The sequence below is a fragment of the Mesorhizobium sp. M8A.F.Ca.ET.218.01.1.1 genome, from assembly GCF_004791165.1.
GTDB lineage: Bacteria > Pseudomonadota > Alphaproteobacteria > Rhizobiales > Rhizobiaceae > Mesorhizobium.
Genome location: NZ_SRUZ01000007.1, coordinates 218,506 through 244,655, shown reverse-complemented (window position 1 = coordinate 244,655; position 26,150 = coordinate 218,506). Strand labels below are relative to the sequence as shown.

37 protein-coding genes and 1 tRNA gene are annotated in these 26,150 nt (G+C 63.0%); 19 read left to right on the top strand and 19 right to left on the bottom strand.

Annotated features, from left to right (window positions below):
- Nucleotides 1–257 precede the first annotated feature (257 nt).
- Complete coding sequence (gene msrA / locus EN861_RS24990; RefSeq protein WP_127279086.1) at nt 258–776, bottom strand: peptide-methionine (S)-S-oxide reductase MsrA; 519 nt, start codon at nt 774–776, stop codon at nt 258–260.
- Nucleotides 777–952: 176 nt separating this feature from the next.
- Nucleotides 953–2,521 (bottom strand): glycosyltransferase family 39 protein, encoded by a 1,569-nt coding sequence (locus EN861_RS24985; protein ID WP_245512107.1) that lies wholly within the window; start codon nt 2,519–2,521, stop codon nt 953–955.
- A gap of 177 nt (nt 2,522–2,698) precedes the next feature.
- Between EN861_RS24985 and EN861_RS24980 the strand changes: the two genes are divergently transcribed.
- Nucleotides 2,699–3,406: a hypothetical protein gene (locus EN861_RS24980; RefSeq protein ID WP_135866179.1), complete on the top strand. Its 708-nt coding sequence runs from the start codon at nt 2,699–2,701 to the stop codon at nt 3,404–3,406.
- A gap of 179 nt (nt 3,407–3,585) precedes the next feature.
- On the opposite strand, the gene EN861_RS24975 is transcribed toward EN861_RS24980, so the two are convergent.
- From EN861_RS24975 to EN861_RS24960, 4 genes are all read right to left on the bottom strand, one after another.
- A complete protein-coding gene (locus tag EN861_RS24975; protein ID WP_135866177.1) occupies nt 3,586–4,320 on the bottom strand; it encodes a terminase family protein in 735 nt (244 codons plus the stop codon).
- A 390-nt stretch (nt 4,321–4,710) separates the two neighbouring features.
- The gene (locus tag EN861_RS24970) at nt 4,711–5,415 is read right to left on the bottom strand and encodes a terminase family protein (protein ID WP_245512106.1); all 705 of its coding nucleotides are present in this window, start codon (nt 5,413–5,415) and stop codon (nt 4,711–4,713) included.
- Nucleotides 5,372–5,797: a hypothetical protein gene (locus EN861_RS24965; protein WP_245512105.1), complete on the bottom strand. Its 426-nt coding sequence runs from the start codon at nt 5,795–5,797 to the stop codon at nt 5,372–5,374. The genes EN861_RS24970 and EN861_RS24965 overlap by 44 nt, the downstream gene beginning before the upstream one ends.
- An 85-nt stretch (nt 5,798–5,882) precedes the next feature.
- The gene (locus EN861_RS24960) at nt 5,883–6,164 is read right to left on the bottom strand and encodes a hypothetical protein (protein ID WP_245512104.1); all 282 of its coding nucleotides are present in this window, start codon (nt 6,162–6,164) and stop codon (nt 5,883–5,885) included.
- Between the two features lie 485 nt (nt 6,165–6,649).
- On the opposite strand from EN861_RS24960, the gene EN861_RS24950 reads away from it, so the two are divergent.
- Both EN861_RS24950 and EN861_RS24945 read left to right on the top strand, forming a co-directional pair.
- Complete coding sequence (locus EN861_RS24950) at nt 6,650–6,919, top strand: hypothetical protein (RefSeq protein ID WP_127279405.1); 270 nt, start codon at nt 6,650–6,652, stop codon at nt 6,917–6,919.
- A 79-nt stretch (nt 6,920–6,998) separates the two neighbouring features.
- Nucleotides 6,999–7,304: a hypothetical protein gene (locus EN861_RS24945; protein ID WP_127279404.1), complete on the top strand. Its 306-nt coding sequence runs from the start codon at nt 6,999–7,001 to the stop codon at nt 7,302–7,304.
- A gap of 31 nt (nt 7,305–7,335) precedes the next feature.
- Here EN861_RS24945 and EN861_RS24940 read toward each other — a convergent pair whose 3' ends face one another.
- Nucleotides 7,336–7,764: a DoxX family protein gene (locus tag EN861_RS24940; protein WP_135866172.1), complete on the bottom strand. Its 429-nt coding sequence runs from the start codon at nt 7,762–7,764 to the stop codon at nt 7,336–7,338.
- 635 nt (nt 7,765–8,399) lie between these two features.
- Here EN861_RS24940 and EN861_RS24935 point away from each other — a divergent pair.
- From EN861_RS24935 to EN861_RS24920, 4 genes are all read left to right on the top strand, one after another.
- Nucleotides 8,400–8,579, top strand: a complete 180-nt coding sequence (locus EN861_RS24935) for a DUF3606 domain-containing protein (RefSeq protein ID WP_015317039.1) — start codon at nt 8,400–8,402, stop codon at nt 8,577–8,579.
- A 244-nt stretch (nt 8,580–8,823) separates the two neighbouring features.
- Nucleotides 8,824–9,267, top strand: coding sequence for a GFA family protein (locus EN861_RS24930; RefSeq protein WP_127870391.1), 444 nt, complete (start codon nt 8,824–8,826; stop codon nt 9,265–9,267).
- Between the two features lie 127 nt (nt 9,268–9,394).
- The gene (locus tag EN861_RS24925; protein ID WP_127279401.1) at nt 9,395–9,631 is read left to right on the top strand and encodes a DUF982 domain-containing protein; all 237 of its coding nucleotides are present in this window, start codon (nt 9,395–9,397) and stop codon (nt 9,629–9,631) included.
- 11 nt (nt 9,632–9,642) lie between these two features.
- Entirely contained in the window at nt 9,643–9,888 is a 246-nt protein-coding gene (locus tag EN861_RS24920) for a DUF982 domain-containing protein (RefSeq protein ID WP_135866170.1), read from the top strand.
- Between the two features lie 63 nt (nt 9,889–9,951).
- Here EN861_RS24920 and EN861_RS36665 read toward each other — a convergent pair whose 3' ends face one another.
- Both EN861_RS36665 and EN861_RS24915 read right to left on the bottom strand, forming a co-directional pair.
- Nucleotides 9,952–10,086 (bottom strand): hypothetical protein, encoded by a 135-nt coding sequence (locus EN861_RS36665; protein ID WP_281041223.1) that lies wholly within the window; start codon nt 10,084–10,086, stop codon nt 9,952–9,954.
- 92 nt (nt 10,087–10,178) lie between these two features.
- Nucleotides 10,179–10,475 (bottom strand): hypothetical protein, encoded by a 297-nt coding sequence (locus tag EN861_RS24915; protein ID WP_135866168.1) that lies wholly within the window; start codon nt 10,473–10,475, stop codon nt 10,179–10,181.
- Nucleotides 10,476–10,809: 334 nt separating this feature from the next.
- Here EN861_RS24915 and EN861_RS24910 point away from each other — a divergent pair, with 334 nt between their 5' ends.
- The 4 genes from EN861_RS24910 to EN861_RS24895 all read left to right on the top strand — a co-directional run bounded on the left by EN861_RS24910 (nt 10,810) and on the right by EN861_RS24895 (nt 12,847).
- Nucleotides 10,810–11,718, top strand: a complete 909-nt coding sequence (locus tag EN861_RS24910; protein ID WP_127279766.1) for an alpha/beta hydrolase — start codon at nt 10,810–10,812, stop codon at nt 11,716–11,718.
- Between the two features lie 361 nt (nt 11,719–12,079).
- Complete coding sequence (locus tag EN861_RS24905) at nt 12,080–12,376, top strand: hypothetical protein (protein ID WP_127279765.1); 297 nt, start codon at nt 12,080–12,082, stop codon at nt 12,374–12,376.
- A gap of 55 nt (nt 12,377–12,431) precedes the next feature.
- Nucleotides 12,432–12,505 (top strand) — tRNA-Gln (locus EN861_RS24900).
- Nucleotides 12,506–12,643: 138 nt separating this feature from the next.
- Nucleotides 12,644–12,847 (top strand): CsbD family protein, encoded by a 204-nt coding sequence (locus EN861_RS24895; protein ID WP_127279764.1) that lies wholly within the window; start codon nt 12,644–12,646, stop codon nt 12,845–12,847.
- A gap of 809 nt (nt 12,848–13,656) precedes the next feature.
- Here EN861_RS24895 and EN861_RS24890 read toward each other — a convergent pair.
- Nucleotides 13,657–13,926 (bottom strand): hypothetical protein, encoded by a 270-nt coding sequence (locus tag EN861_RS24890; RefSeq protein ID WP_127279763.1) that lies wholly within the window; start codon nt 13,924–13,926, stop codon nt 13,657–13,659.
- Between the two features lie 281 nt (nt 13,927–14,207).
- On the opposite strand from EN861_RS24890, the gene EN861_RS35555 reads away from it, so the two are divergent.
- The 5 genes from EN861_RS35555 (at nt 14,208) to EN861_RS24870 (ending at nt 16,671) form a co-directional block, all read left to right on the top strand.
- The gene (locus EN861_RS35555) at nt 14,208–14,375 is read left to right on the top strand and encodes a hypothetical protein (protein ID WP_189343724.1); all 168 of its coding nucleotides are present in this window, start codon (nt 14,208–14,210) and stop codon (nt 14,373–14,375) included.
- Nucleotides 14,376–15,302: 927 nt separating this feature from the next.
- Nucleotides 15,303–15,590 (top strand): hypothetical protein, encoded by a 288-nt coding sequence (locus EN861_RS24885; RefSeq protein ID WP_127870387.1) that lies wholly within the window; start codon nt 15,303–15,305, stop codon nt 15,588–15,590.
- 137 nt (nt 15,591–15,727) lie between these two features.
- Nucleotides 15,728–15,934: a hypothetical protein gene (locus EN861_RS24880; RefSeq protein WP_127870386.1), complete on the top strand. Its 207-nt coding sequence runs from the start codon at nt 15,728–15,730 to the stop codon at nt 15,932–15,934.
- Between the two features lie 85 nt (nt 15,935–16,019).
- On the top strand, nt 16,020–16,289 hold the full coding sequence (locus EN861_RS24875) for a DUF982 domain-containing protein (RefSeq protein WP_245511705.1): 270 nt from the start codon (nt 16,020–16,022) through the stop codon (nt 16,287–16,289).
- 148 nt (nt 16,290–16,437) lie between these two features.
- Nucleotides 16,438–16,671: a DUF378 domain-containing protein gene (locus EN861_RS24870; RefSeq protein WP_127870385.1), complete on the top strand. Its 234-nt coding sequence runs from the start codon at nt 16,438–16,440 to the stop codon at nt 16,669–16,671.
- Nucleotides 16,672–16,796: 125 nt separating this feature from the next.
- On the opposite strand, the gene EN861_RS24865 is transcribed toward EN861_RS24870, so the two are convergent.
- Entirely contained in the window at nt 16,797–17,858 is a 1,062-nt protein-coding gene (locus EN861_RS24865; RefSeq protein ID WP_245464335.1) for a PAS domain S-box protein, read from the bottom strand.
- A gap of 96 nt (nt 17,859–17,954) precedes the next feature.
- The gene (locus tag EN861_RS24860) at nt 17,955–18,200 is read right to left on the bottom strand and encodes a hypothetical protein (protein ID WP_127277998.1); all 246 of its coding nucleotides are present in this window, start codon (nt 18,198–18,200) and stop codon (nt 17,955–17,957) included.
- A 270-nt stretch (nt 18,201–18,470) separates the two neighbouring features.
- Between EN861_RS24860 and EN861_RS24855 the strand changes: the two genes are divergently transcribed.
- Both EN861_RS24855 and EN861_RS24850 read left to right on the top strand, forming a co-directional pair.
- Nucleotides 18,471–18,779 (top strand): hypothetical protein, encoded by a 309-nt coding sequence (locus EN861_RS24855; RefSeq protein WP_127277999.1) that lies wholly within the window; start codon nt 18,471–18,473, stop codon nt 18,777–18,779.
- A 92-nt stretch (nt 18,780–18,871) separates the two neighbouring features.
- Nucleotides 18,872–19,057 carry a hypothetical protein gene (locus EN861_RS24850; protein ID WP_127278000.1) on the top strand — a complete coding sequence of 62 codons (186 nt, stop codon included), beginning with the start codon at nt 18,872–18,874 and terminating at the stop codon, nt 19,055–19,057.
- A 39-nt stretch (nt 19,058–19,096) separates the two neighbouring features.
- Here EN861_RS24850 and EN861_RS24845 read toward each other — a convergent pair whose 3' ends face one another.
- From EN861_RS24845 to EN861_RS24830, 4 genes are all read right to left on the bottom strand, one after another.
- Nucleotides 19,097–21,085, bottom strand: a complete 1,989-nt coding sequence (locus tag EN861_RS24845; protein ID WP_135866166.1) for an AI-2E family transporter — start codon at nt 21,083–21,085, stop codon at nt 19,097–19,099.
- Between the two features lie 160 nt (nt 21,086–21,245).
- Nucleotides 21,246–22,325 carry a D-alanine--D-alanine ligase family protein gene (locus tag EN861_RS24840; RefSeq protein WP_127278002.1) on the bottom strand — a complete coding sequence of 360 codons (1,080 nt, stop codon included), beginning with the start codon at nt 22,323–22,325 and terminating at the stop codon, nt 21,246–21,248.
- 23 nt (nt 22,326–22,348) lie between these two features.
- Nucleotides 22,349–22,966: a C39 family peptidase gene (locus tag EN861_RS24835; RefSeq protein ID WP_135866164.1), complete on the bottom strand. Its 618-nt coding sequence runs from the start codon at nt 22,964–22,966 to the stop codon at nt 22,349–22,351.
- Between the two features lie 105 nt (nt 22,967–23,071).
- The gene (locus tag EN861_RS24830) at nt 23,072–23,587 is read right to left on the bottom strand and encodes a hypothetical protein (protein WP_127278009.1); all 516 of its coding nucleotides are present in this window, start codon (nt 23,585–23,587) and stop codon (nt 23,072–23,074) included.
- A 294-nt stretch (nt 23,588–23,881) separates the two neighbouring features.
- Between EN861_RS24830 and EN861_RS35550 the strand changes: the two genes are divergently transcribed.
- Nucleotides 23,882–24,100: a hypothetical protein gene (locus EN861_RS35550; RefSeq protein ID WP_189343723.1), complete on the top strand. Its 219-nt coding sequence runs from the start codon at nt 23,882–23,884 to the stop codon at nt 24,098–24,100.
- Nucleotides 24,101–24,178: 78 nt separating this feature from the next.
- On the opposite strand, the gene EN861_RS24820 is transcribed toward EN861_RS35550, so the two are convergent.
- Genes EN861_RS24820 through EN861_RS24810 form a run of 3 tightly spaced genes read right to left on the bottom strand, consistent with a single transcriptional unit; the run spans nt 24,179 to nt 25,957 of the window.
- Nucleotides 24,179–25,000: an outer membrane beta-barrel protein gene (locus EN861_RS24820; protein WP_127278004.1), complete on the bottom strand. Its 822-nt coding sequence runs from the start codon at nt 24,998–25,000 to the stop codon at nt 24,179–24,181.
- 58 nt (nt 25,001–25,058) lie between these two features.
- On the bottom strand, nt 25,059–25,775 hold the full coding sequence (locus tag EN861_RS24815) for an outer membrane protein (protein ID WP_127278005.1): 717 nt from the start codon (nt 25,773–25,775) through the stop codon (nt 25,059–25,061).
- On the bottom strand, nt 25,772–25,957 hold the full coding sequence (locus EN861_RS24810) for a hypothetical protein (RefSeq protein ID WP_245464336.1): 186 nt from the start codon (nt 25,955–25,957) through the stop codon (nt 25,772–25,774). Before EN861_RS24810 ends, EN861_RS24815 begins: the two co-directional genes overlap by 4 nt.
- Nucleotides 25,958–26,150 lie beyond the last annotated feature (193 nt).

The following is a 26,150-nucleotide window of genomic DNA, read 5'->3' as shown; positions in this document are numbered from 1 at the left end:
AGGCCGGCCGAGCCGTCAGCCTGGTTTGGGAGAAAGCGGTCCTGCCGCGGCGACACTTGAGAGCCTTTCCCGCTTCACCAACACAGGTTTTTCGTAGAGTTTCCTCATGCTCCCCCTGAAATCAATCAACCCGCGCAGTTGGTCAGCAGTGCCGCGGACTGTCAACCGCCGGGCGGGGCTGACAGCCGCTATTGATATGGCCTCGCGGCAATCGGCGGGCGCTTAAACCCACTGCCGCAAAGACTGATCCGCGAGCCTTATGAAACGGCCTTTTCACGAACCGGCAGTTTCCAACCTGGCCTGACGAAATGGCAGGTGTAGCCGTTCGGATACTTCTCCAGATAATCCTGGTGCTCGGGCTCGGCCTCCCAGAACACTCCGGCTGGAGCGAGCTCGGTGACAACCTTGCCGGGCCACAGGCCAGAGGCATCGACATCGGCGATGGTGTCCTCCGCCACACGCTTCTGCTCCTCACTAGTGTAGTAGATTGCCGAGCGATAGCTCATGCCGACATCGTTGCCCTGGCGGTTGCGCGTCGTCGGATCGTGGATCTGGAAGAAGAATTCCAGAAGCTGGCGGAAGCTGATTTTCGCCGGATCGAAGCTGATCTCGATGGCTTCGGCATGCGTGCCATGATTGCGATAGGTGGCATTCGGCACGTCGCCGCCGCTGTAGCCGACACGCGTGGCGAGGACGCCCGGCATGCGCCGGATCAGATCCTGCATGCCCCAGAAACAGCCGCCGGCAAGCACTGCACGTTCGCTCGAAGTCGCCATGTAACGTCTCCTCAAAAGGCAATTCCGGGAAACCTGTAGCGGCGTTCCCCGGGGAATTGCGCGACAACAAATTTGGATAGTCCCATAAATGGGCATTGTCGCCTGCTTCGTCCAGTCGGACGAGCGGCCATTCGGCTATACCGGTGAAATTCGCCCCCTAAGGAACTGGGGGCACCTCAGTTGCGCGGATGCCGTGTCCGGCTACTGGCGGCGACCGGCAGATATCGGATACCAGGTGGAATGGCCGCAAAACTGATCGCCACAGGCGGTGCCTCGCGCGACCAGTTGAAAAGAACGGTCTTGACCGGAATGTTGTCCAACCATGCCCGCAGCCGCGACGGCACTTGACGACCCGGCCAAACCATCAGCATGCCATGGTCGCGCAACCGCTGCCTCGTGATCCAGGGTGCGAACCGCATATCGAGATCGGTGAAGATCGACGGCTTGTCATAGGCGTTGAGGCCCGCCAGCATGGCAAGATTGGTGTCGCCACCGACGATGTCGAGCCGGCCCGGCACCGCCGCGTGCCAGATTGCCTCGGCCTCGTCCGAGATCGGCCGCGCCGGCCAGCAGACGGCGTCCATCCGCCCGCGCACATTGCAATCCGTCCAGCGGATGGCCGCATAGGCCCCCGACATGGCCACGATGCAGATGAAGGCGCAGATCGCCAACCTTCGCATCTCGGGGGCACCGAGCCGGTGACCGAGAAAGGCGAGCGCGACGACGCCGACGAGATTGTACATCGGCGCGCCCCAGGCCTCGCCGGTGCCGGTGAACAAAGAGGCGACCATGATCAGCGTCGCCGGCCCAAGTCCCATCCAGGTGAGATAGACCAGCTTACCGCGCTCGACGGGGTCCTGCGGAGCCGACGTGCGCCGCAGCAGCCCTGATATCGCCAGCACCAGGAGGAAGCCGGAAAACCCGGCTAGCTGGACACCGATATAGTAGAGGCGCGCACGGTGCTCGGTTACCCAGGCATCGCGGCCGGCGAAATAGGTCAACGGCAGGAAATCGATGCGGTAGAGTGCGATGGCCAACGGCGCGGCGACCGCGAGACAAACGGCCAGGCCAAGCCACGGCCAGGGCGTCGCCAGCCGACTGCGCGCGCGCGCGTCGGACAGCAGCCAGAGAGCGCCGAAGGCAAGCAGCAGGCCGGTGGAAAACTTGGCATAAAGCCCGACGCCCGACACCAGTCCGAGCGCCAGCCACCAGCCTGGCCCGCCACCGCGGCCGGCGCGCCACAGCAGCCAGCAGATCGCGGCCCAGAACGGCATTTGCGCATAGTCGTGATTGAATTGCGGCGTCGGCCAGCCGAAGAAATAGACCGATGGCATCAAAAGCACGGCGGCCAGCGCGCGGCGTTGTCCGAGCATGTCGCGGGCCAGCAGATAGACCAGGACGAACGTGGCCGAGATCGTCAGTTGGGCCAGCAGATATTGCGGCCAGCGGAACGATCCGGTCAGGAGATGGCTGGCCTCGAGCAGCCAGCCGGGGAGCTGCGGGTGCTTGTAGGTCAAAAGCACCCATTCGCGGCCCCACATGAAGCCTTCCACGACATCGCCGGGCGGTGCGGGATCGATGAGTGTTGGCACCACGGTCCAGCACAGCGTCTGCACCAGACACAAAAGTGCCAGCAAACCCCAGGGGTGCCGAAGCAGGGCGGACCAGAACGACGACGAGTCCAGCGCCACGGCAGGCAGCCCTGCCGGCACCCAACGATCGATGGAGTCGTCAATTCCCGCCATGCGCGGCTTAAACCACATTGCCCGGTTTGCCGAACAGCCCCAACGTCAAAGCTTACAAAAAAGTATACTTGCAGGTCATTGCAAGACCAAGATTGAGCGGGAACTTCGGCGTCCCGTTGCCCTTACCGGGCAGAACAGCCCGCACACCTGATCCCACTAGAAAATCCCGGATATTCGATGCGTCACCCGCATGCCGTCATTCACCACCGTGCGCTCGACTTCTGGCTGGCGCGCGCGGCGGTCCTCGTCATCATCTGCCTGCAGCTTCTGGTCATCAACGATCTTTCATTCGGTCCCCGCTGGCTGGCGCCGGCGCTGGAGGCCGCCCTGCTCGCGCCGCTGTCCGTGGCCACCGCCTGGACGCAGGCCGCCACCCAGAAAGCGGTCGAGGAGGAGCACTGGTATCTGGTCGGACGGTTTCGCGTCATGATCCGCCGGACGGCCCTGGTGATGACCGGCGTCGTCAGCGTCATGAATTGCGGTTCGCTGGTGCTCCTGGTGCGTGCCTTGCTGGCTGGCCATGCCGGCTCCAGCGGCCAGACGCTGCTGGTCGACGCGCTCAACATCTGGGTCACCAACGTGATCGTCTTTGCCTTGTGGTTCTGGAGCACCGACCGGGGCGGGCCGCCGACCTGCGGCCTGGTCAAACGCGCCGATGCCGATTTCCTGTTTCCGCAAATGACCCTGAATGATCGCGAAATCCGCGACTGGCTGCCTGGCTTCGTCGATTATTTCTTCCTCGCCTTCACCAACGCGACGGCATTTTCTCCGACCGACACCTTGCCGCTTTCCCGACGCGCCAAGCTTTTGATGATGGCGGAGGCGATGATCTCGCTGCTGACGATCGCGCTGGTCGCGGCCCGCGCCGTCAACATCCTGGCCTAAGGCAGGTCTACCGAAGTAACCCGGCTTTGGAGCACGCCATGCATGAAAAATCCGAAGATGCGCGTTAGGCCCAGAAACACCAATAGCCCGCCCCGGCGAACCGGAGCGGGCTATTGGTTGTGTGCGATGGCTGTCGCTAGTCCAATGGCATTGCAACACATGCGGGCAATCCGCCATCGTCAATCGGCGCCGAGATCCCGTTCAAAGACCACCTGGTCGCACAACGGAATGCCGTTCACGAGCAGGCCTTCGGGATAACCGGTCGATGGCCCGAACGCATCCCGAACGATGCGGTACATCCGAAAGCCCTGCCGCTGGAACAAGCGAAACTCCTCGAACCAGGGCAAAAGCGTCGAGAACACCTTGAAGCGGCCGCTCTGCATGCGGTCGAGCATCTCCATCAGGCCGGCCTCGACCGAGACCGAGCCATCTGGAAAACGGGCATGGCCGGGCAGCATATTCAGCCCATGCGCGGCATATTGCCTGGCGAGTGCTGTGCCCGCCCCTTCCAGTGTTTCGCGGCGGCCGTCGCGCGGCCATGCCCAGGGCAGCCATTCGCCCCAGGGTTTGAGCGTCAGCACCTGCATCGCCGGCGTCTGTTGCGAGGCGCGCGCCGCCTTGGTGACATAGACGACGTCGGCCTCCGTATCCCAGGCAAGCTCGACGGCGGCCGAAGGATGATCCCAGCCGAAATCGAGCGCGCCGATACGCGGCCAATAGCGCGGCAGGCGAAACGGCTCGCAGGCGATCAGCGCCTCGGCCACCGGAAAGATGCGGCCGGAACCCAGCACCGGAATGCCCCGGGCACGGGCCTCGCGCTCATGCTCGGGATAGGCGGCGACGATCGCCGCGCGTTCCCCGGGCGAATAATGCGCGGCATCGTCGATGGTCATGAAGGTAACGTGGCGGGACATGCAAGCATGCTCCAATAGAGCTTCAGCCATTGATACAACGGCTCGTCAATGCGAAGCTGACACAAGACTTGGGGGAAGGCATGATCCGGATTGCAATCGTTGTCGCCATTGCCACCAGTGCATCGGCATGCACCAGCCAAGCGAATGTTCCCTATTCCAGCAAGGAAACTACTTGCAAAAACTACCCCTCATATATCGCTTTCAGCGGCGGAGGAAAGTGGATAAAGAGCAACGTTAATGCTTGCATCCCGGACACACCAAATAAGTCCTGTGTGCAATACTATGATCGCGGCACCCGACAAACGTTGGTTAGGTGTATGCCACTCACGCGCAAATCGCCGACTGCCGAAGGCCGCGCCAGGCAGCTTGCGGGAAGCAAATACCCCTGATTCATCTTCCGTTGGGTTTCCCCATCCCCTCCACCTCCCCCGCCGACAGGAACAACAACACGACATCGCTCATCCCCAGCAGCGGCGTGAAGGTGACGATGGTGATGCCGCCGGTGGCGTTGGTGCGGGTCAGGCCCTCGGAATAGATGTCGAGCGGCGGCTCCTCGTCGAACCAGACGCCGTGCAGCGTCTCGCCTTGCCATTTCTCGCGGCCCTTTTCGAAGCTCTTGAACGACAGTACGCTCTCGCCGGCCTGTACGTCGCCGCCGCCGCCATGGCGCACCACGACGCTGTCGAGCGCGCCGGGCGCGCCGCGTCCCATGATGGTGTCGGCGATCGCATCGGCCGGGATCATGCCGGTGCCCCAAGCGGATTGCTGCTGCGGCGGGCCGACCAGCACGCGCTGCGGGTTGTCGCGCGTGCCCTCGCCGGTGACGCCGGCGGCCCACAGCCGCACCGGCGTGTCGAAAACCTTGCCTTGCCACCACTGGGGATAGCGGCCGGTGAGGTGTATGGCCCATTCGGCGCCGCCTGCCCTGGTCTTGCCGAGCTGGTTGCCGGCCATGAACAGCCGCTCGCGATTGGTCGCGCCGGCCGCGTGAAACTCGGCCTGGCGCTGATACGGTTTGTACGCCGCCAACTGGTTGGCGCGGCGCCGGCGGTCAAGTTCCGCCAGCAGCGCCAGATATTCCGCGCTCGCCGGCATCAGCGGGGCCGGGATCGGCAGGGCCGGGATCGCAGGGTTCGTCGAGGAACGGCCGGAGGACGGCTTCGAGGGCGCGGATGCGGCTGCGGATTTCCTCATCGCTCAGCGTGTCCAGTTGGTTGATGGCGACATCGATGTCCTTGGGCAGCACCGAAAGCACGATCTTCAGATACTGGTCGGGCTTGTCGGCCCGCACCTCGGCCAGGACGCCGGCGCCATGCGCCCGGAAATCGGCCCGCACGGCGGCGAGAAAATCGTCGCCCAGCGTCTTCTTCGTCCGCTTCGGGCGGGGCGCCTTCGCGGCTGCCGGGCTGGCGGCGGCTTTGCGCCTCGCCGGCCTTGCCTTGCGGCGCTTCGGCGCGACGTCGGTTTCGTCAGCCATCGGCCTACCCCAAGGCATCGCCGGTCGCCGCTTTGGACGGTTCCGATCTGCTTCGCCGGACCGCCTTCTTCGAGCGCACGGTCTTCTACCCGGCCCGCTTGCCACGCTTCGGCCTTGCGGCAGGTTTTGCCGCCCCGGCCCTCGCCTTGAGCTTCGCCATGGCGAGGCCGACAGCGCGGCTGTCGATGCCGGCCGGCGGAAAACAAAACCCGCCGCTGGCGTCCCGCACCATCCCGATCAGCACGCCGGGCGCAACCGCCTCGACACGGCCGAGCCGCGCCCGCGGCGCCGCGCCCTCGAATTCGCCGATGGCGCTGACGACTTCAAAGCCGTCATCGCCGGTGATGATGGTGGCATAGCGGGGCATGGGATTTCTCGCATCTTGCGGAAGTAGCGCTCTACGGCGCCCCCCTCTGTCCTGCCGGACATCTCCCCCACGAGGGGGGAGATTAAGCACTCGCCGGCTTTCGCCAATTTCCAACGTCTGATGGAGTGGCGGAGCGCCAAAGCTGCCGATCTCCCTCCATGTGGGGGAGATGTCCGGCAGGACAGAGGGGGGCGCTGTCCCGCCAGCATTCAGATTTGCAATCGCAGCGGCGTTCCTGGCATGGCGCCAAAAAACAAAACCCGCCTCGGCGGCGGGTCGTTGGCGCAAATCAGCACCATGGACAAATATGTAGCATGGCTGCCCTCACCCGATCAACGAGCTTCTAGGAAAAAATTCACATTTAGCTGGAGGGGGCATGACCGCGGCCCTGACATTCATCAGGCTTTTCAACAGCCGGCTCCTGTGAAATCATCAGCGGCAGCTCATGGAATGATTCCCGTCGCACGGCCTTTTAGGAGAGGACGATGGACAGACCAGCCATGGCATCCGTCTTCAGGATGCGGCACGCTCCGGCCACGGTTTCCGGTGTGCGCAGCACTGGCCAGGGCCAGGCGGATCCGATCATCCGGGTGCACTCGCTTGGCGAAGCGATCCGCTTCGTCGCCCACGCTTACCCCAATTACGACATCAGCACCGTCGCCATAGACTGCGGCGACCCCTCGATCCCGCGCCTCGGCAGCCTCGAGGTCAAGGCGGTGTGGCGCGAATATGGCGAGCGCCTGACGCAGGAATAGACGCGTCCGGCCGACCGGCGTCCTGGGATCGGAAACGCCGCTGACGCGTTTCCACTGCGATCAATGGAGGGAGCAGTCCATGAACGTCGCCAACCTGCAACTCGAAGGCCTGCTGATGGCCGTCGCCTCGATCAACCACGTCCTGGTCAAGAAGGGCGTGCTGACAGCGGAGGAGATCGACATTGCGCTGCGCAAGGCCGAGGCCTCCGAAACCGGCGAGGAGCGATCAGGAGGCATGTCGGCGTCGAGCCGCGACGCCGTCAACTTCCCGATCCGGCTGCTGGAACTCGCCAACCAGTGCCAGCCGGAGGCGGACATGCCGTCCTTCTCGAAGCTGGCCCGCATGGTCGGCCAGATGAAGGAGCCCTACAACGACCAGATGTAAGGTCCTCTTCGCGCCTTGCCGGGCGGGCTACTTAAGCCCTGCCCGGCCATTCCAGGTTCAGCGCCAGAATCCTCCCCGGTCCATGGACCGCCGCGAACAGCAGGCCGGCCAGGAATGAAAAATGGTCGACGAAGAAGCCGAATTCGGCCTGGTTGCCTGACCAGTGGCTGGGTCCGTGGAAGGCAAAGGCCAGGAACAGCACATAGGCGGCGGCGACCAGGGCGGCCTGCGTGAAGAAGGCGCCGCTCAGCAAGCACAGCACCAGCGCAACCTCCAGGATCGCCGCGCACCAGGCGAGGAAGAGCGGGAACGGGAAACCGGCGGTCGCGATATAGCCCGCCGTGGCCTCCATGCCCATGAATTTGAAGGTCACCGCCATCAGGAAGACGGCGGCGAAGATCAGCCGGGCAACGAGGAGGGCCGCGGTCTGCCACGGCGATTGTGCGATTTGCGACGACATGGTTGTTCTCCAGCTTCATCAGCCCCAAGGACGCGCCGCCACGCGCGGATCCGACATGGGCCAGCGATTTTTCATGAGTCGGCGATTTTTTTCTCTCCGATTTCGGAGCACGCGCAGGGCGCCGATCGTCAGCCCCCACAACATGCGCCGGGCATTCATGAACAATTAACGATCCTGAAACTTGTCCGTAACCGGCAACGTGATATTGTTAGCTGGGGCTAATGCACGGCGTGTCCTGTGCAGTGATTTTGGGGTGGGTCGAGTTTTGGGCGCAAGCGTCAGGTTGGGAACGAAGTCCTATCTGGTCCGGTCACCGGTGTTGGAGTGCGATGGCTGCGGCGGCACTGGGCAGGTTTTCCAGTGCCCGCGCTGGACGAGTTCAAACGGCCTTTGCTGTCCCGCCGGCACGCATTACCGCGGCTGCCCCGGCGCCAGCGCGCCCTGCGCCGAATGCGGCGCGACTGACGGCCACGGCGCCGACTCGGCCTTTCCATCGGCCTGAACCGGGGCCGGCGGCAAGCGCCCGGCGGTCGCCGCCATCCGCCATGGAACCAGCATGACCGATCCGTGTTATGTCTGACCGCGACATCTAGACGTCCGCGCAACCATGCGGCTTACAGAAAGTGAGGCCAGCCATGCCCGACGACAAATCGAAGACCAAGCAGGACCGCAAGCTGGTCTCGAGCGAGGAGACCTATGAGGTCGCCGCCTTCGCGCGCAAATACGGCATTCCGCAGAGCGAGGCGCAGACCATCATCAAGCGCTATGGCCCCTCGCGCAAGAAGCTCGACAACCACATGGCCGCGCGCGGATAGAAGAACGCGGCCCGCAAGGCGGCAACCATTTCACCTGGATGGCGTTGAAGATTGCTGCGGGCCGCGTCAACCGGGCCCGGCGGTACGGTGAACAGGATGTCTTTTTCCCGGTTTCTCATCCTGGCCAACGAAATGGCAGACGAGCATCTGTCCCGCCCGGCCCGTGGCATGCCAAACTGACGAAGCATCGGCTGCACAGCCGTATGGCTGACAGCCAGGGTGGCGAAAACGGAGGGCCGCAACCATGTCCGAGACAACACGCAGGACCGGTAGCTGCCTGTGCGGCGGCGTGCATTTCGTCGTCACCGGCCAGCCGTCACGGGTTGGCCTTTGCCACTGCAAGGACTGCCGCAAGGCGAGCGGTTCGGTCTATTCCGCCTTTGCCATCTGGCCGCGCGATGCCTTCGAGACATCGGGCGAAGTGGCAAGCTACGGCACACGCAGCTTTTGCCCGACCTGCGGCAGCCGCGTCGCCTGGGTCGACGACAACGAGGCCGAGGTGATGCTCGGCAGTCTCGACGTCGCGCCGACGGACCTTGAACCGCAATATGAATTGTGGACCGGCCGGCGCGAAACCTGGCTGCATGCCTTGCCCGACGCCGAGCAGTTCGAGCATGACCGGCCGCTGGCAGAGGGCGCGGATCTGCCAGCGCCGAGAGCCTTGTCGGACGCCGTCGCGAGCGATTGAGCGCAAGCTTGAAAATTGATCGTCCGGACCTGGAACCCTGCCCTGTCGGCCACGTTATCCGGCGCTTCCTCTGTGCATGTCGGCTCGCCCCCGGTTTTGACCGCCATGCGATTCATGGAGACGACCGTTGAACGACAAGATGTTTCCCCGACCGATCCGCCTGAAATTCGCGCCCGAACGGGAGCGCGTGGTGCGCAGCGCCTGGGAAGGTCTGGAATGCCTTGGTGACTGGCCGGCCGGCCGGGGCCGGCGCTACCGGGCGGCACTGCGCAGCTGCCGCGATGCCCTGGATGGCTGGACGCCGCCGGAAAAGGCGATGCGGGCGATGATCGACGCCGCGCGTGAAGCGCGCATCCTCCAATAGCGGGAAAACCAATGGCCGATTTGATGCTGTCGACACCGCTGCGGGTCAAGCCGCATGGATCGGACACGATCCGTGAGGTGGCCACGCTCCAGGACGCCAGTGAAGTCCTCATCGACTGGCCGCATGCCAAGCGCGGCCCTTTCTACCAGGCCGCGCGCGAGAAGATCGAGGCGGCGCTAACCAACAATGAAGGCGCGGCACAGGCACAGGAGGCCTTTACCGCGCTGTGCGATCACGCCGGCCTTCTGGTCCGATAGGCCAAGGCAATGCCCAAACAAAAAGCAGGCGAACTCGCCTGCTTTTTTTGGACCCATTTTCGATCATTGGGTGGGCAGATCGCCGTTGACGATCGGGTGGGAGCTTTCGAAGCCGAAGCTCTTCGGCGCCATCAGCATCAGGACGATCACAACAGCAATAGAGGCAAGCAACGTGGCGGTGCCGGCAATATCTCTCACGATCCAATCCTTCCCAGGTCCGTCTTGTCATAGAAACGTTTCCTGGTTCGCGAGGTTCCGCTGCAGGCACTGCAATGTCGTCTAAACCAACTCTACTGCTTCGGTGGCTGGGGCGGGACTTCGCCAGGCTTGATTACCGGTGTGTTGCCTTCATCGGGCGCCGGCGCGGCCATGCCTTGGTCGCCGGTAGCCGGCGGCTTCAACACGCCGCCGCAATCACTGAGCTTTTCGCTTAGGTCGCCGCTGCCGGACTGCTGCTTGCCGCCTTGATCCGTCTGCACCCGGCATTTGTCGCCCTGCTGGTTCGGTATCTGCTGAGCCGTCTGTGCCGCGGCCGGCATCGCCAGGGCCAGCATCGCGGCGCATGATGCAATGGCGAGAGGTTTCATCTCGGCCTCCTTCGTTGAACAGCCGCCCGCGGCGGCCTTCCCTTCATGGGACAACGCCCGTCGGCCCAAAAGGTTGGCCCAAAAGGGTTGGCGAAGAGGCCTGTTCGCGGGGGCCCCCTTTGGGGCCGGAGCGGCTTTCTTGTCGCCCTCCCCAAGGCCGGCCCTGGGTTCGAGCCGGCGCACAAGCCCTGCCAGGATCAGCACGATCAGCGTGGCGAACCTTGCCACCTGCCAGAGGCCAAGGCCGCGGGCGACGCCGACAGCGCCGGCGCTTGCACGAAACGCGCTGCAACCAACTCTGGTCTCCATCCGTTGCCTGTGCCGGAGGCCGGCCATGTTCGAGCATTTCCAGCCTATCGACGTCGACGTTGGGGACGCCAGCATCTTCGTGCGCCGCTCCGGTGGCGGACCGGCGGTGCTTTTGCTGCACGGCTTTCCGCAAACCCATCTGATGTGGCGCGATGTTGCACCGGCGCTCGCCGAACGTTTCACCGTCATCTGCGCCGACCTGCGCGGCTATGGCCGCAGCGCCTGCCCGGCATCGAGCGCCGATCACGCGCCCTATGCCAAGCGGGCCATGGCATCCGACATGGTGGCGATGATGGCGGAACTCGGCTTTACCAGCTTCATGGTCGCCGGCCATGATCGCGGCGGGCGTGTCGCCTACCGCCTGGCGCTCGACCATCCCGACCGTATCAAAAAACTCGCCGTGCTCGACATCGTGCCCACGGCCGATGCCTGGGACCGGGCCGATGCCCGGCTGGCCCTTGGTTACTGGCCGTGGTCCCTGCTGGCGCAGCCCGCGCCCTTGCCGGAAAAGATCCTGGCGGGCGCCCCAGACGCCATCGTCGACAATGCGCTGGGCGGCTGGGGTTCGTCGTCCGATGTCTTTCCGGCCGGCATCCGCCGGGCCTATGTCGATGCCTTGCGCGACCCCGCCCACATCCACGCGATCTGCGAGGAATACCGGGCGGCGGCAACGCTCGACCGCGAACACGACCGGGCGGACAAAGCCGCCGGCCGGCGCATCGCCTGCCCGGTCCTGGCACTGTGGAGCGGGCAAGGCGCGCTGGCCCAATGGTATGCCGGCGAAGGCGGACCGCTGGCGTTATGGCGGAACTGGGCTGATGACGTGCGTGGCCGCGCTATGTCAGGCGGGCATTTCTTCCCCGAGGAAATGCCCGGGCAAACGGCTGGCGCGCTGATCGATTTCTTCGGCGAGGTCAAGGCCGGTGCCGGTTAGCCACCGCCCCGGTTAGCCACTGCCAGTCACCTCGGATCAGCCGACTGATTGCTCCGCTGTATCGTCGCCGTCGGGTTCACCAGGCCGGAAAGGATCGGATCTTCGCGGACACTCCTCGAAACGATGGTAGCGGCCGCCGCAGAAGGAACAGCACATCGCCTCACGGCCCTCGTTTCCGGGCCACCATTGCGGTGTTTCGTAGGGTTTCCTGCCGTCCATGCCCAGCAATGCGCGACGCCCGATTTGGTTGCGCGGAACCCAACAGACACGAAAGCGGTTGTGTGCGACAATGCAAGCGGCCATTCCAGCGCCAATCCGGACCGGCCGCATGTGCAATTCAGTCAAACCAAAGAGAACCCTCATGTCCGCTCGCGTTCTGACCTTGTTGATGGCCATCGGCGCCGTGCTCGCGACGACCGGCCTGGCCGATGCCCGTCCCGACAGCCGCTCCATGAGTTGCGGCGAGATTCGCGCCATGATCCAGAGCCATCGCGCCGTGGTGCTGACCACCGGCCGCAACACCTATGACCGCTATGTCAGGCAGTTCGGCAACGAGTGCGACTGGCCTGACGTCCCGATGTCGGCCTATATCCCGTCCCGCGACGGTACCTGCCCGGTCCATCGCTGCCAGGACCCGGGCGTCGATTTCCCGAATTGACGGCCGGTGGTCCGAATTGACGGCAAGCCGCAAGGACGCCATAACGTCCCGCCTTTCCCGCTTCGTCTAATGGTAGGACAGCGCCCTTTGAAGGCGTGAATCGTGGTTCGAGCCCATGAGCGGGAACCAAACAAAACCAATGACTTAGATGCAATTTTTGACGTATCGTCGAATATGCATCGATCCCCCGAAGGCCGCCACAGATGGCCTTTTGGGAACTTCCTCGACACGACGACGTTGCGCCTTTTTCGAACGAAGGAGGTTGTCATGGACTGGAATCGCGTCGAGGGAAACTGGAAGCAAGTGAAGGGCAAGGTCAAAGAACAGTGGGGAAAACTCACCGACGATGATCTCGATCGCATCGCCGGCAAACGCGATCAGCTCGAAGGCAAGATCCAGGAGCGCTACGGCATCGAAAAGGATCGCGCCCGTCGGGATATCGATGACTGGTATAGCAGGCAGGGCTGGTAGGAAAGGCACCGTGAATCCAGCCTTCGTCTTCGGCATGCACAGGACTCGCGCAACCTTCCCCGGCCTCCGAAAGCGATGGCCCGCGCCACCCAACTCTGACGCGGGCCGACCAAAGGTCTTGGAGGGACGTTGGTCAGCAGTCGACCCCGGCTGCCGATGATTCAATCAGCGTGCGCTAAAATAGTTCCAACTTTCGAGGCTCCATACTCATGCAACAAAGCCTGGCAAACCACGTCGTCACCATCTGGAGACTAAGCCGCGGCCAGCCGGCCGACCAACGCGATTTGCGTCAACTCTTCTGGCTCAAGCCAAGCCACGAGCCGTTGGCCAGCGTTATTGAATTTCCGTGCCTTAAATGAAAGGCCCGCCGCGTGGCCCCCCGCGACGGGCCCTGGGCGTGGCTACATCCTAAAGAATCGACCACGATATCATTAACGCCCGCCTCCAAAGAATGTTCCAGGCATGAAAAAGCCCGCCGGGCGAAACCGGCGGGAAGAGACAGAAGTGCTAGGGATCTACCCAGCATAGGGTCAACGGGTGGCGGCAGGGTTGGTTGCGGACGGGAAATGACGCGGCCAATGTCGCGCAAGGACACCTCCTTTCGGATGACTTCGTTCTTATTGGAAGGCGGGGCATAGTCGGCCCAGCCCGGCAGGACCCCGTGGCCCCCCACAGGTACCGGCCGGCTAGGCTCGGCGCTCCCCTCCAAACTCCGGCGCCGAGCCGCCGCATTCCCGGCCCCCCGATCATACGAACCGCGAAGCGTAAAACTGTAGCCCGCCAGCGGAGCACTCGGCCAAGACCGCCAGTCAGTCTTTGCTACTGTTCCTCCGCCGATCGATCGCGCCATAATCAGGGATGCAGGTGAAGAACACCGGCCGCTGACCCCTGCCTGCACGCTTGCACAGATCGCACCGGAACACTTTCACCAAGTCGTTATGCATGGCGCCGTGGTCGAGCCCCAGGCGGGCGCCCAGCGCTTGCAAGTCGATCTGGAGGGAATGATTGCACATCGGATGCCCGCAGGTGACGTAGAACGTCTCGCGGTTGCGAATGGCATCGGCAATAGTTTTGGACATGGTGCGGCCTCAGATTGCAGAAATCGCCGCGCGAGGAATATATTCCTATCGATTGACTTGGCAAGGGCGGAGCCGGTGGCCATCAACAACGTTCTGACGCATGCTCAAGAAAATCGCTTTGCCGCGGCCTTCATGTCGCCGCCTCCTCGGCTGACGCAAACATTCTCCGTGGATCAACCGCCACGCAAGCCTCCGGCTCATGGGCCAATCAGGGAACAACTTCCATCCCGCGCGAGTTGTTGAGCCGGGAGGACGCGGATCATGATAAGGTGGCCATTGTCATGCAACACATCGATGACACCAAAAAGCTGGTTGACCGCTTGGATGAAACGGAGCGTCGCATCAAGGAAACTCAGGAAGTCATCGAGGGGAACCGTAGGCTTATAGAGCGATCCCGTGAAATTCTTTCCAATGTAGCGAGCGCTGCAGCGCTTCGCGGCTTAGGCTAGTATCTGGACCTGAGAGTGTGTCCGCGCTGAGGCGGGGATAATCCAGCAAACGGCATTTGTGCTGAGCATCGTAAGCCGCCGGGAGGAACTCCAGCTTGGCCCGGCTGCCGGTAGTCCTTAAAACCCCCGTGACGACATGCGATCGGGGATGTGGTTCGAGTCGATGAACGGGAACCAGGCAGAAAACCGCAAGCGAACTCTCTGAACGGAATCAGGCCGGATCGCTTCAGATCCGCTACCGATCGGCCAATCGGGATACAGGTAGGATATCGGCCGGTGCCCTGCCTGCTAGGACCGCTCGCACCGGAAAATCCAAGTCATCGTGCCTCCGTAGTCCAGCCCCAGGCGGGCGCCTGGGGCCTTGGATGAACAATTCAGAATGGCAGGAGGACGGCGACTTCCGCCCTGGACCCCGTCGCGATTGACGGCCAGTTAACGTTACGTTAACTTTAATTTAGATTACACTAAAATAGGTGGCTCTAATGAAAATGGCTCTCGTTTGCCTGGCGCTTGTCCTCGCCGGTTCAAGTGTCGCTGCGGCGCACGAAAAGAAGGCAAAAGTCACTGCTGCGAACACATGCGCTGGTCTATCGATCAAGGCGGCATTGGCGGCAAAATTGGACTGCACTGCAACCGGAACAGCAACGTCGACCCAGACCGACGCAGCGAATACCAAGCCGCGCCTCGGGTACCAGAACGCTTGGACGATATCCTCGTTTGGCCTTTGATGTTCCGGCGTTTGGTCCACCCAAAGGCGCGGACCGGGGCCGGGCCTTTAAGCGCGGTCGCTTCCCTGGCCAAGCAGTTTCGATTGCAGGCTTCGAATACCTGCGGAAGAAGCGCAGCCGAATGCCCACGGGACGGTGCTCGATCCCCGGCATGAAACCTTGCGGCCCGTTGCACGTTGTCGGCCAACAGGAGAGTTTCATGGATCCGGCAACCGCGGCGGTAATGATCATGCTTTCATGCAACGCATCGCTCTGCCGGCCCATGGAGTCGCAGCCCGTTGCCTATTCCTCGCTGGAGGAATGCCAAGCGGCCCTTGCAGTCAGATTGGCACCGTGGCCGGGCGGCGAAATGGTCGGCCGATGCAAGCAGGTCGACCGGACGGCGACCGGCTCGATTCCCCCGGAAGGCTATGCCACGGTTCAAGTCACGCGTGGGATGGGCCGCGATGCGGTCACCACCAACTACTTCGTTCCGAGAGCCAACTAGAAGCCTGGAAGCCGTCGGACCGCCCGTTGGCCGCCAGGCGGACATCGGGCAGGTCACTCGGTTTGCCCCGGCCCTCCTGAAACCATTTCACGGACCCCGCGTTGACGACCGGCACCGCCAGCCACAGGAGACATTCCATGACCGTCAATTGCCGCATATCCATCGACAACCGGCCGGACGCCACCAACGCCACCTTCCAGGCCGTGCCGCGCATTGGAGAGAGTGTTTCCCTGTCGGTCGACGGAAGCCCGCAGGATTTGCGGGTCTCGCGTGTCGTGCATGTGCCCAACGGCGGCCTGGAAGGCGCCGCGATCATCGTCGAGGTGACGACCAACATCCTCTAGGCCTTGTTTTGCCGGGAGATGCCGGGCCGAGCCTCACGCGACAGTGATCGGCTGATATGAAACCTCGCGCGGCCACGCGCGTTCCATGCGCAACATGGTCGAGGTTCCAATGCAAACCGCGTGGTTCTCCAAGCCCGTTGTGGTTTCGGTCGGCGTCACCGGAGCCACCCGCAACCTGTCCAACACACAACAGGCCATCGAACTCCTCACGACACATTGGCGCGATGCCGGCAGCCTGAAACATCAGTCGGCGCTACGCGCCTGCCGTCGCGCCACGAGTGGCGACGTTTCCCCGGATATCGCGAGGGAGGCCTTTGTCGAGGCCGCGCGCGAGGCGCACGTCCTGGTCGAATAGGCTCCAGGCGCCGCAACCCGGCCTGATTTCGCGCCCAGCCACCGCTCACGCTCGTTACCACCGTTCACAATTCCGTGATTGACGGAACCTCCTGAAACCACAGGCGTTTTTCTTCCGGCGTTTGTTCAGGCAACATCAGGAGGCGTTTATGCGCATCATGAACCTCGTCACCCTCGCCCTTATCATCCTTGGTGGTCTCAACTGGCTGGCCATGGGCGTAACGGGCTATGACGTGATCGGCACGGCCCTTGGTGGAGCCACCTTGGCCCGCCTCGCCTATACGGTCATCGGTCTTGCCGCCATATGGCAGCTCATGCCGGGCTTCCAGAGCTTCACGGTTGGCGAAGTCGATGCCGAAAGGCATATCCATCATCATCCGTGACCGGTAAAACGGGCGGCGGGGTCCCCCGCCGCCCCACCATGACCGCTATTTCTACGCGCACCTGCCCGGCGGCAACCAAGCTTCCTCGTTCAGGATCGAACGGACAACCTATTGAAATCTCGAATCTAAATACCCAAACCCGCCGCATCGGCGATGGGCTCGGTACCGGCTTGCGCCACGATGATGGAGGCCAGGGGCGCGCTCAATCGCCATTTCAAATGGCCGGGCGACCGTTCCAGAACGGCTGAGCCACCCAGCGACTGCGGCGCCACACGCTGCAGCACGACGGTGCCGAACCCCTTGCGCGTGGTCTCGTCGCGCCGGTCGCCGGGACGAGGCTTGGATGTCTCCTCCCAGGTCAACTGGAATTCACGCTCGCCCAAGGCGCTAGAGCCTATCGTCCAGGTGATCTCGACCCGGCCGGCATCACTGGACAGGGCGCCATATTTGGACGAGTTCGTGCCGAGCTCGTGGAAAGCCATGCCGAGGTTCTGCACCGCGTTCGACTGCAGCGTCAGGACCGGCCCGGAAAGCAGGATCTGCTCCTCGCGGCCGAAGGGCTTCAGATGCTCCTGGATCAGGTCGAAGAGGCTCGCTCCCGCCCACTCCGAGGTGACGAGCAGATCATGCGAGCGCGACAGCGCCATGATGCGGGCGCGTATCAGTTCCTCGAACTCTTGCGGGTCGCTCGAGCGCTTGCTCGTCTCCCTGACCATCGACAGGATGACCGCGAACTGGTTCTTGACGCGATGGTTGACCTCGCGCATCAACAGCCTGATGCGGCGCTCGCTCTCCTTGGCGGCGGAGATGTCGCGGGCGATCTGCGAAGCGCCGATGATCTCGCCTACGCCGTTCCTGACTGGCGAAACCGTCAGCGAAACGGCAATGAGCGAGCCATCCTTGCGCCTTCTGGTCGTCTCATAGCTCGCCACGCGATCGCCGCTGCGAACCCGGCTGATGATCTCCGTCTCTTCGCCCTTGAGGTGATCGGGTATCAGCATGAGGATGGACTGCCCCACCGCTTCCTCGGGGCTGTAGCCGAACATGCGTTCAGCAGCGAGGTTCCAGCTTGTGATGACGCTGGTCAGATCCTTGCTGATGATCGCATCGAAAGAGGAATCGACAATCGCCGCCAGCCGCGCATCGGCGCTCGCGCCCAATCGTCCCTTGTCTTCAACATCACTCATCGCCGCCAGGAATTCCGTCATGGCCACCTAACTAGCCCGCAAACCAATCGAGGCAATCGCCCCCCTGACGGAATTAAGGAATCCGCAGCTCCCGGCTTACTCAGCTGTCCCGCCGTTTGGCCTTCTGCCATCGACCTCGGGCGCCAGCACGCCGAATTCCTGCGATTTGGTCCCTTGCCCGGCGGCGAGGAAGCCATCGGAGGCCAGACCCCGGCGCAATAGTTCCCTGACCGCGGCGGAGCGGCTCGGCATGCGCTTTTCGAAGCGCCAGTTTTCCAGGGCCATCAATTCGTCAACGGTGAGCATGATCTGCAGCCGTTCCGGACGTTCCAGGTCAGCCATCTAAGCTTCCTCGCTGGAGCTGAGAATGTGTCGAGTTAGTATCTACCTCGTTCAGCTAATAAATAGGGTTTGCCTCATAATGCGTCAAGTGCCGCCAGTGGGGGAACGGCGCATCTAACCCATGATGAGAATAAGACGTCGGACCCCCACTTGCATCACTATGCTAACTTATTGATTTTATTCAAATATTTTTGAGAATTCGCTTGTCATCCGCGTCCACCTGGCGCATGCTGCGACATGGATAGAAACAACCCTCCAAGGGAGGTTTAAATGCGGTACGAATACTCTTCGCGGTTGCTGGACGACGTCAATTCGGCGGTCCAGAGGGCCTTTGAGATGGCAGGCATCGTCAACATCAGCGCGGTGGCCGAACAGATCAGGGTGCGAAACCTGGCCGAGAATGTCGCCCTCGAGGATGTCGAATACCTTGTCCTGCACGCTGCCCAGGTGCTTGGCGCGGCAATCGAATTCGACGCTCTGGGCAACGGCTTGGCTGCGAGTGGGAACGGGCTCGTCGACAATGGCGAGGAGAGTGCGGTCATGCCGTTCGATCTTCCTCGGTCAGCCTCGATGCAATAGTCAAAAAAGCCTGCGGACCGCCACGGCTCCAAGCGCAGTGGAACAAGTCCGGTCTCTGGAGGTTACTGCATCGCCCGACGGAGGAGAATGTTGTGAAGACCCTGCGCAGTCTGCTTGCCGAACTGTCTTCCAACTGGCTCCGGCGCCGCAAGGTTCAGGCACCGGTCGCTGGAAATCCGGTCAAACCTGTTTCCCGCCTTCCCCACCAGACCGCGAAGATGCGGCCAGCCCACAAGCCCAAGCCGCCCTCCTCCCGCGACGTTGCTTCAAATATGTAAACGACCGCGAAACCCCTACACACTTTTCCGGGAATTGCCCTAGCTCGCAGCGGTGGCCGAGGCCTTTCTCGGGGTGGCCCGCTGACGCCGCATGCGGCGTTTGGCAACGAGCTTCAGGGCGACCGGCGGCTCGTTCGACAGCGCGCCCACCACGGCATCCATCATGCCATGCGCCACGAAATCCGCGTTGATGTCCTGGGCCAGTTTGACGGCTGCGTCCTTGTCCTCATTTCCGGTCTCCGACCAGAACACGATGCCCACCCGCAGCGCTGCCTTCGTGCGCTTTAGCCGGCGAACCAGAAACCGGGCGTGCTTGATGGAATCCGGGTTCAGGAAGCCAACCACGACCGTGTCGACGGTGTCGAGTTCGAGGCGGCGAATACCTCCCGGTTCCATGTCTGCAAAGCCTGCCTTCGAGACCGTCGTGCCCTGGACTTCCAGGACCTGGGCCAGCATGGCTGCTGCGGCGTCGTCAAGCTCGCCACGCCCGCCAGCGCAAAGCACCGACATATCCGTGCCGTCGGGCAGGTCGGCCTCCTCCTCGCCGGCGGTCTCACCGTCGTCGCTCGCCTCCGCGGCCACGAGCGTGCCATCCTCCTCATCCGCTTCCTCCTGCGCACTTTCGTCGAGGTTTGCCACCAGCGCCTGCGCACTGGCCGCCAACTGCCGCCTTTGCTGATCGCCCATGACACCGCGCGCGCGGTCCTGCTCACCCAGCAGAAGTGCGGGAATAGCGACCTTGTCGTAGAAATCGACCAGATATTTCTCTTCCAGCATCTCTTCGGCGTGGTCCGTGGCTTCGTCCGGATCACCGGCCAGCAGACGCTGGTAGAGGCGCGCATGGGGTTCGAGCACAGGCTCGTTGCCGAAGAGCACATCGAGGAACTCGAACTGCGGCACGTGCCTGCCCAGCACCACCAGGCACACGGTGAGCGGTGTTGACAGGACCAGCCCAAGCGGCCCCCAGAGCCACGTCCAGAAGATGGCCGCTACGATGATGGCGAGGGATGACAGCCCGGTTCGCGAACCATAAAGCCAGGGTTCGACGACATTGCCGGTAACCAGTTCCATCACCACGAACAGGGCGGCTGTCCACAGCACGAGCGACCAGCCTGGCGCCACGGCCAGCGCCAGGAACAGCGGCAGCAGCATGCCTATGGCAGGCCCGATGTAAGGAACAAACCGCAGGGCTAACGCGAGCAATCCCCATAGCAAGGCATTTGGAATGCCGAGGATCCACAACCCGATCGCTATCGGTATCGCGTACAAAATGTTGACGACCAGTTGCATCAGCAGGTACCGGCCAACACGCTTGCCGGCATCCTGAAGCGCCTCGGTGGTGCGGTGAAGGTCGCCATAACCGACAAGCCGGATGAAGCGGTCGCGCAAGTCCTCTCGCTCGAGCAGCATGAAGATGACGACCACGATGATCAGCCCGGCCGATCCGAGCGGGCTGATCAGCGGCCCGACTATGTTCTGCAGGACCTCCAGCGGCCTTTCGCGCGAGACGATCTCGACCGGCACCGGCTCACGCGGCGGCTTTTCCGGGGTGGCGGCCGGCGGCGACGTCTCCTGCCTGTCGATCTCCTGGCCGACACGTTCGACAACCTTGCCCAACCTGGCAATGATCCCTCCGCCGACTCCGGTCTCCTTGAGCGAGCGGATCTTGGTCAGGATGTTGGTCTGGTAGACCGGGATGTTCTGCGCCAGTTCGCTGACCTGCGTGGCGAGAATGAAGCTGAACAGGGCAAGGGCGGCGAACGCCCCCAAAACGCTGACGATGACGGCGGCAATCCGGGGAATACCGGCCCGTTTGAGCGCGGACACAAGAGGGGCGAGCGCGAAAGTCAGCAACAGCGCGATTGCTATCGGCAGGAAAACCTCACGCCCGAAATAGAGCGCCGCCACCGTGGTGACGATGGTGGCCACATTGGGCAATGACGTTCGAGGGTGTGGGGCGGCGGGCGAAAGAATATCCTCCAATCCATGAGGCGGCGATGCCATCCCGTTTCGACGATTGGCCGCCATTCCCTGTCCCTCCTGCCGGCTCCATGATCGGGCATATAGAGCCGGCGTACAACATTAGCCAGAGGTGAAACACACGTCGTTCAAGGCGCAGTTTATCCGGCGTGGCGACCGTGCTGAAAGGGCGCACCGGCCTTCCGACGGGCTGCCTGCCCGGATCGGATCAGCGCACGCCGTGCCGCGCCAGCGCGTGCTCGATCAGCGCGTCGATGACCTCCGCGTAGCCGATGCCGATCGCCGCCAGCGCCTTGGCGTACATCGAGATGTCGGTGAAGCCGGGCAGCGTGTTGACCTCGTTGACCAGCAGGGAGCCGTCGGCACGCAGGAAGAAGTCGACGCGCGCCATGGCCTCGCAGCCCAGCGCCTTGAAGGCTTGCCCAGCCATGTCCCTCGCTCTGTCGGCGATCGCGGCGGGGACGTCGGCGGGCACTTTGACCATCGCGCCGTCGGCATCGAGATATTTGGCCTCATAGGTGTAGAAGCCATGCTTGCCGGCCGGGATGATCTCGCCCGGCAGCGAAACCGTGAGCGAGCCGCCTGCCCGTTGCAACACCGAGCACTCGATCTCGCGGCCTTCGACGAACTCCTCGATCAGCACCTTGCCGTCGTAGCGGAAAGCCGTTTCGACGGCCGCTTCAAAGCCATCCCCGTCGTTCACCTTGCTCACCCCGAAGGACGAGCCCTGGCGTGCCGGCTTGGCGAAGAAAGGCAGCCCAAGCGCCCCGGCGATCTCCTGGAACGAACCGACATCGCCTCTGTGCACGGTGACCGAGCGGGCGACGGCAAGGCCGGCCTCGCGCATGAGCCGCTTGGCGACGTCCTTGTCCATGGCGGCGGCGGAAGCCAGAATGCCGCAGCCGACATAGGCGACATCGGCGACTTCCGCATAGCCCTGCACCGAGCCGTCCTCGCCGAAGGGACCGTGCAGCACGGGAAAGACGACATCGACAGGCGTAAGGTCAGCCCGTATTCCCTCGTGCGACGCCGGGATCAGCCGGCCCTTGCCGCCGGGCAGCAGGGCGACCTCCACGCCGTCCTCCGACACCGGAGCCCCTGCCCCATCGCCGCCAGCCTCGGACGAGGATTGCAGCAGCCACCTGCCCTCCCGGGAAATGGCGATCGGCACCACCTCGTAGCGCGTCCGGTCGATCGCCTTCAGCACGTTGGCCGCCGACAGCCGCGACACGTCGTGCTCGGCCGAGCGCCCGCCATAGAGGATGGCAACCCTGATCTTTCCGGTCATCGAAATCCCTCAACTGTCGAAAATCAAATGGCGACGGCAATGCCGCGATTGGCGAAGAAACGATCGAAATCGCCTGGCGCCAACACTGCGTTTGCCTGTGTGGCGCTGGTATGGCCGGATGGGTTGTGAAAGCGAAAACCCTCATCCGACGCGGCGGTGACCAGAACCAGGTGTCCGCCCTTCGATGGCGCCTCGCGCTCGGGCCAGCGGATCGAACTGCTGACCGAAGCGATGAAGAAGCGCGACCGGGCGAGGATCGCTGGAATGTCCGCCGTCGCGACATTGGTCATCACCTCGGCCTCGAGGCCGAATTCCTGCTTCACGAAGGCAACGAAAGGCGCGTAGATCAGCCCCTTGATCGAGCCTTCATTGACGACATAGCCGCCATATCCGGTGCACCGTCTTGCCAGTTCGATCGTCGGCACGATCTGGCCACGCGTCGCCAGGATCATCTTGAGACACGCCATGCCGCAGACATTGGCGGCCCAGACCGCGTATTCGTCGCGCGTGGCGGCACCCGATCCCTGCCATAGCGGATCCCGCCGCAACGCGGCCTCAGCGCCATCGGCGAGCACCGCCAGCGTCATGTCGGGCGTCTCCCACTGACTGAAAAACGGCACGGCTTCAGGCAGTGGACTCATGCGGATTCCTCGGGTAGCCAATCAATCTCGTATACGAGAATACGAGATGGATGAAAAGCCGCTCGGACCCCGTCGAATTTGCTCGGGGGCGTCGCGGGGCGCCGTCTAATCAACCTTCGTCCAGCCGAAGACCAGCCAGGCGTATTTCGATTTTTCGTCGGGTTCGGCGGTGTAGGTCATCTGGATGTCGCCGCCCTTGGCGTAGATATCGAGCCTGGGCGCCGTGTCCAGCTCGAGCCATAGCGAACTCTTGCTGAAGGACCAGGTTCCGCACCAGACGCAGGAACCCGATGTCGGGTCGCCGGGCTGATGGAAATTGTAGCGGCCATCCGCCGTGATCTCCAGATAATCGAACGCGTCGTAAAACGCGGTCACCGTCTGCTGGAACTCATTGGCGGCGGCTTCCTGTTCCGGCGTGGGCGCATCCTTCATGTCGCGCGGCGGCCGGGTGGTGGCGCCGCTGAGTTGCCATTTGCCGACAAAGTCCTTCTGGGTCGGAAGATATTCCTCCTGAGCCTGCGCCGAAGATATATGAGTCATTGGTAATATGAATGGTGCGACCATGCCCAAAATCGCAAGCAACGGCGCGGCGACCCGGATCGCCTTGGTTGATTTTTGCATGAAAATTGTTTCTCCACGGTGGGCAAGAGATGTTCTGTTCGGGATGTTGTTGAGAAAGGCGGCGCGCATTGCTTCAACGCCGATTCCCGTCCGCCTTTTTCGGTTAGCACCGCAGCCACCGATCTGGCAACGCAAGGCAGCGATCGGTATTGGGCCGGTTTGGTTCTACGACTACAAAAGATTCGTAAAGCCGCCGCCGCGGGTGTAGTGTGCCTTGTCGTCCGCACCAACCCAGGCAAACGGACGCTTGAAAGTCAACTCAGGTGCTTTCGCCCGACGAGGGAGGAGAGCGCCATGGCTTTCTCAAAATTCACCAGCATGTTCACGTCCGACGATCTGGACCTTCTCCAGAAGGTGTTCGACCAGCTGTGCCGAGAGCGCCGTCTGGCCCTCAAGGACAAGGATCAGAGAGACCAGCTGGCGCGCGAAGTCATGGAAGCTTTCGAAGGTGGCTTCACCGAGGAAACCGAGTTGTGGCAGTCGCTTTCGAAGCGACGCACCGCCCAAGCGTGAGCGGCGGGACGCGATTGCCTCCAGTCATGCAGCCAATTGCGATGCGATCACGGCCGCGCTTTCAGCCGTGCCGCCGGCTCACTTCGTATTGACCACCGAAGCGGGCCGGTAAGTGTCCATGGTCGCGCCGTTGCGGTCCTCGTCGAAGAGGGAGTCGCTGCCGAAGCTGGCGCGCAGGCCGATGACGACCTTGTTTGCCCTGAGGTCCTGGGTGGACGTTTCGAACTTCCTCCGTTCGAATTCATAGCGTCCGAACACCGCCCAGGGCGTCTCGTCGAACCGGTACATGGCCTGGACGGCCGCACCGACCACGTCCTCGTTGGTGCCGTCGTAGTCGGTTCGGTTGAAGTCGAGTTCCGCATCGAGGCGAAAGTTCTTGCGGACGAAATAACGCGCCACGGCGCGCACGCCCCACTGGTCGCCGTGAAAGTCGCTGATGGTGAGCTGGCCGACACTGGCCTGGCCATAGAGGGTCAGGTTGCCGAGATAGAGTTGTGCTTCCGGGCCGACAGCATAATTGTTCACGGTGACGCCGCTTTCGCCGACCGATGTGTAGGCGGCGAAGATGCCGGCGGCAAAACGGTCGGGATCGCGGTAGAAGCCATGGATCGCACCGCGCGTTTCATCCAGCGCGTCGTAGTGGCCCCATATGCGGTCGTAAGTCAGGTCGCCCTGCAAATTCCAGCGCTGTGCAAACGGGATGTTGACGCGCAGGGCACCGCCGCCGGCCCGCGTCGTGTAATCGTCGCCGACGAAGCGCAGTCCGCCGAGATAGAGTTCGCCATAACCGGAAATACGCGGCGCCACCGCCGTCTCGGTGGCAAGCGGCTGCAGGATATCCGCCGCGCGAGCCGATGTCGCGACGATCAGCGACGCGAGGCAGATGGAAAAGCGATGCATTTGGAGCCCTCGAATACGAATTTCCGACGCTGCGCCAGCGGCGAAAGATAAGCACTGTTCAGAATTTGTAGGCGATGCCGAGCCGGATATCGTTCGTCTTCAGGTCGATCTCATCATGCAAGGGAACCCCGCTGGGAACCGCGATGCGTGTCGAGGGGTGGCGGCCGAAATCGGCAAAGCGGTATTCGCCCCGAACCAGCCAATTGTCGGTGACGGCGTATTCGGCACCCGCGCCCAGCGTATAACCGCTGACGGTGTCCTCGACATCGGCATAAGCGGCTCCGCCTGGAAGGGCGACCGTAGTGTGCTTGTACTTCGCCATCGCCAGGCCGCCGGTGACGAAGGGAAGCCAGCGATCCATCGCATAGCCGGCCCGCAGGCGAACCGATCCGACTGCCTCCAGTTCGAGCACGCCGCCGAAGCCGGGATCGTCTACGCCAGCCGCCCGATAGAGTGTGGTGTCCTTGACGCTGGCAAAGCTGTAGTCGCCCTCGATGCCGAGGACCAGGCCGCCGTCGAACTGCTTGTCATAGCCGGCATAGAGACCGCCGAAACCGCCGGACGGGCCGTAGCCCCAGCCATAATCGTCGAAGGCCCCTGGCGCGAAAGTCTGCCCGACCCTGGCGTTCCCCCAGGCATATCCGGCCTGCGCGCCGACATAGCCGCCGGACCAGCTGTAGCTGGCAGCCACGGGCAAGGTTTGAGTGGCGTCGGCGGCGAACGCCATGCCGGCTGGCACCGTTGCAAGGATCGTTGCCAGAAGGATCGTCTTCACTGTTTGCCGCCCCCAAAAAGATGCCGTGTCCCGCCGGACTTTCCGGCGGCGTAACCGACGTCGGCGCCGGCATAAAGCCCGGACCAGTCGTAACCGGCCGGCGCGGTTTCGCCGATGTCCGCCGCACATGCCGCGCCGACCGGCGCGAGAAGGATGGCCGTAGCAAGAAGAAGAGTTTTCATTGTTGTCTGCTGCCCCAATTGTCGTTCTCCGCCGCGTTGATGCCCCCGGAGATCCAGCTGTTGTCGAGAACCCGGTTTTGCATTGTCCACCGGCCGCGTCTTGGGCTGGGCCGCACCCGAATTGTCGGGGAAAGCGCGGCTGTGCTTTCCCCGTCCGTGTGGCCATTCGGCCTCACTCGATCGATGTGTCGGG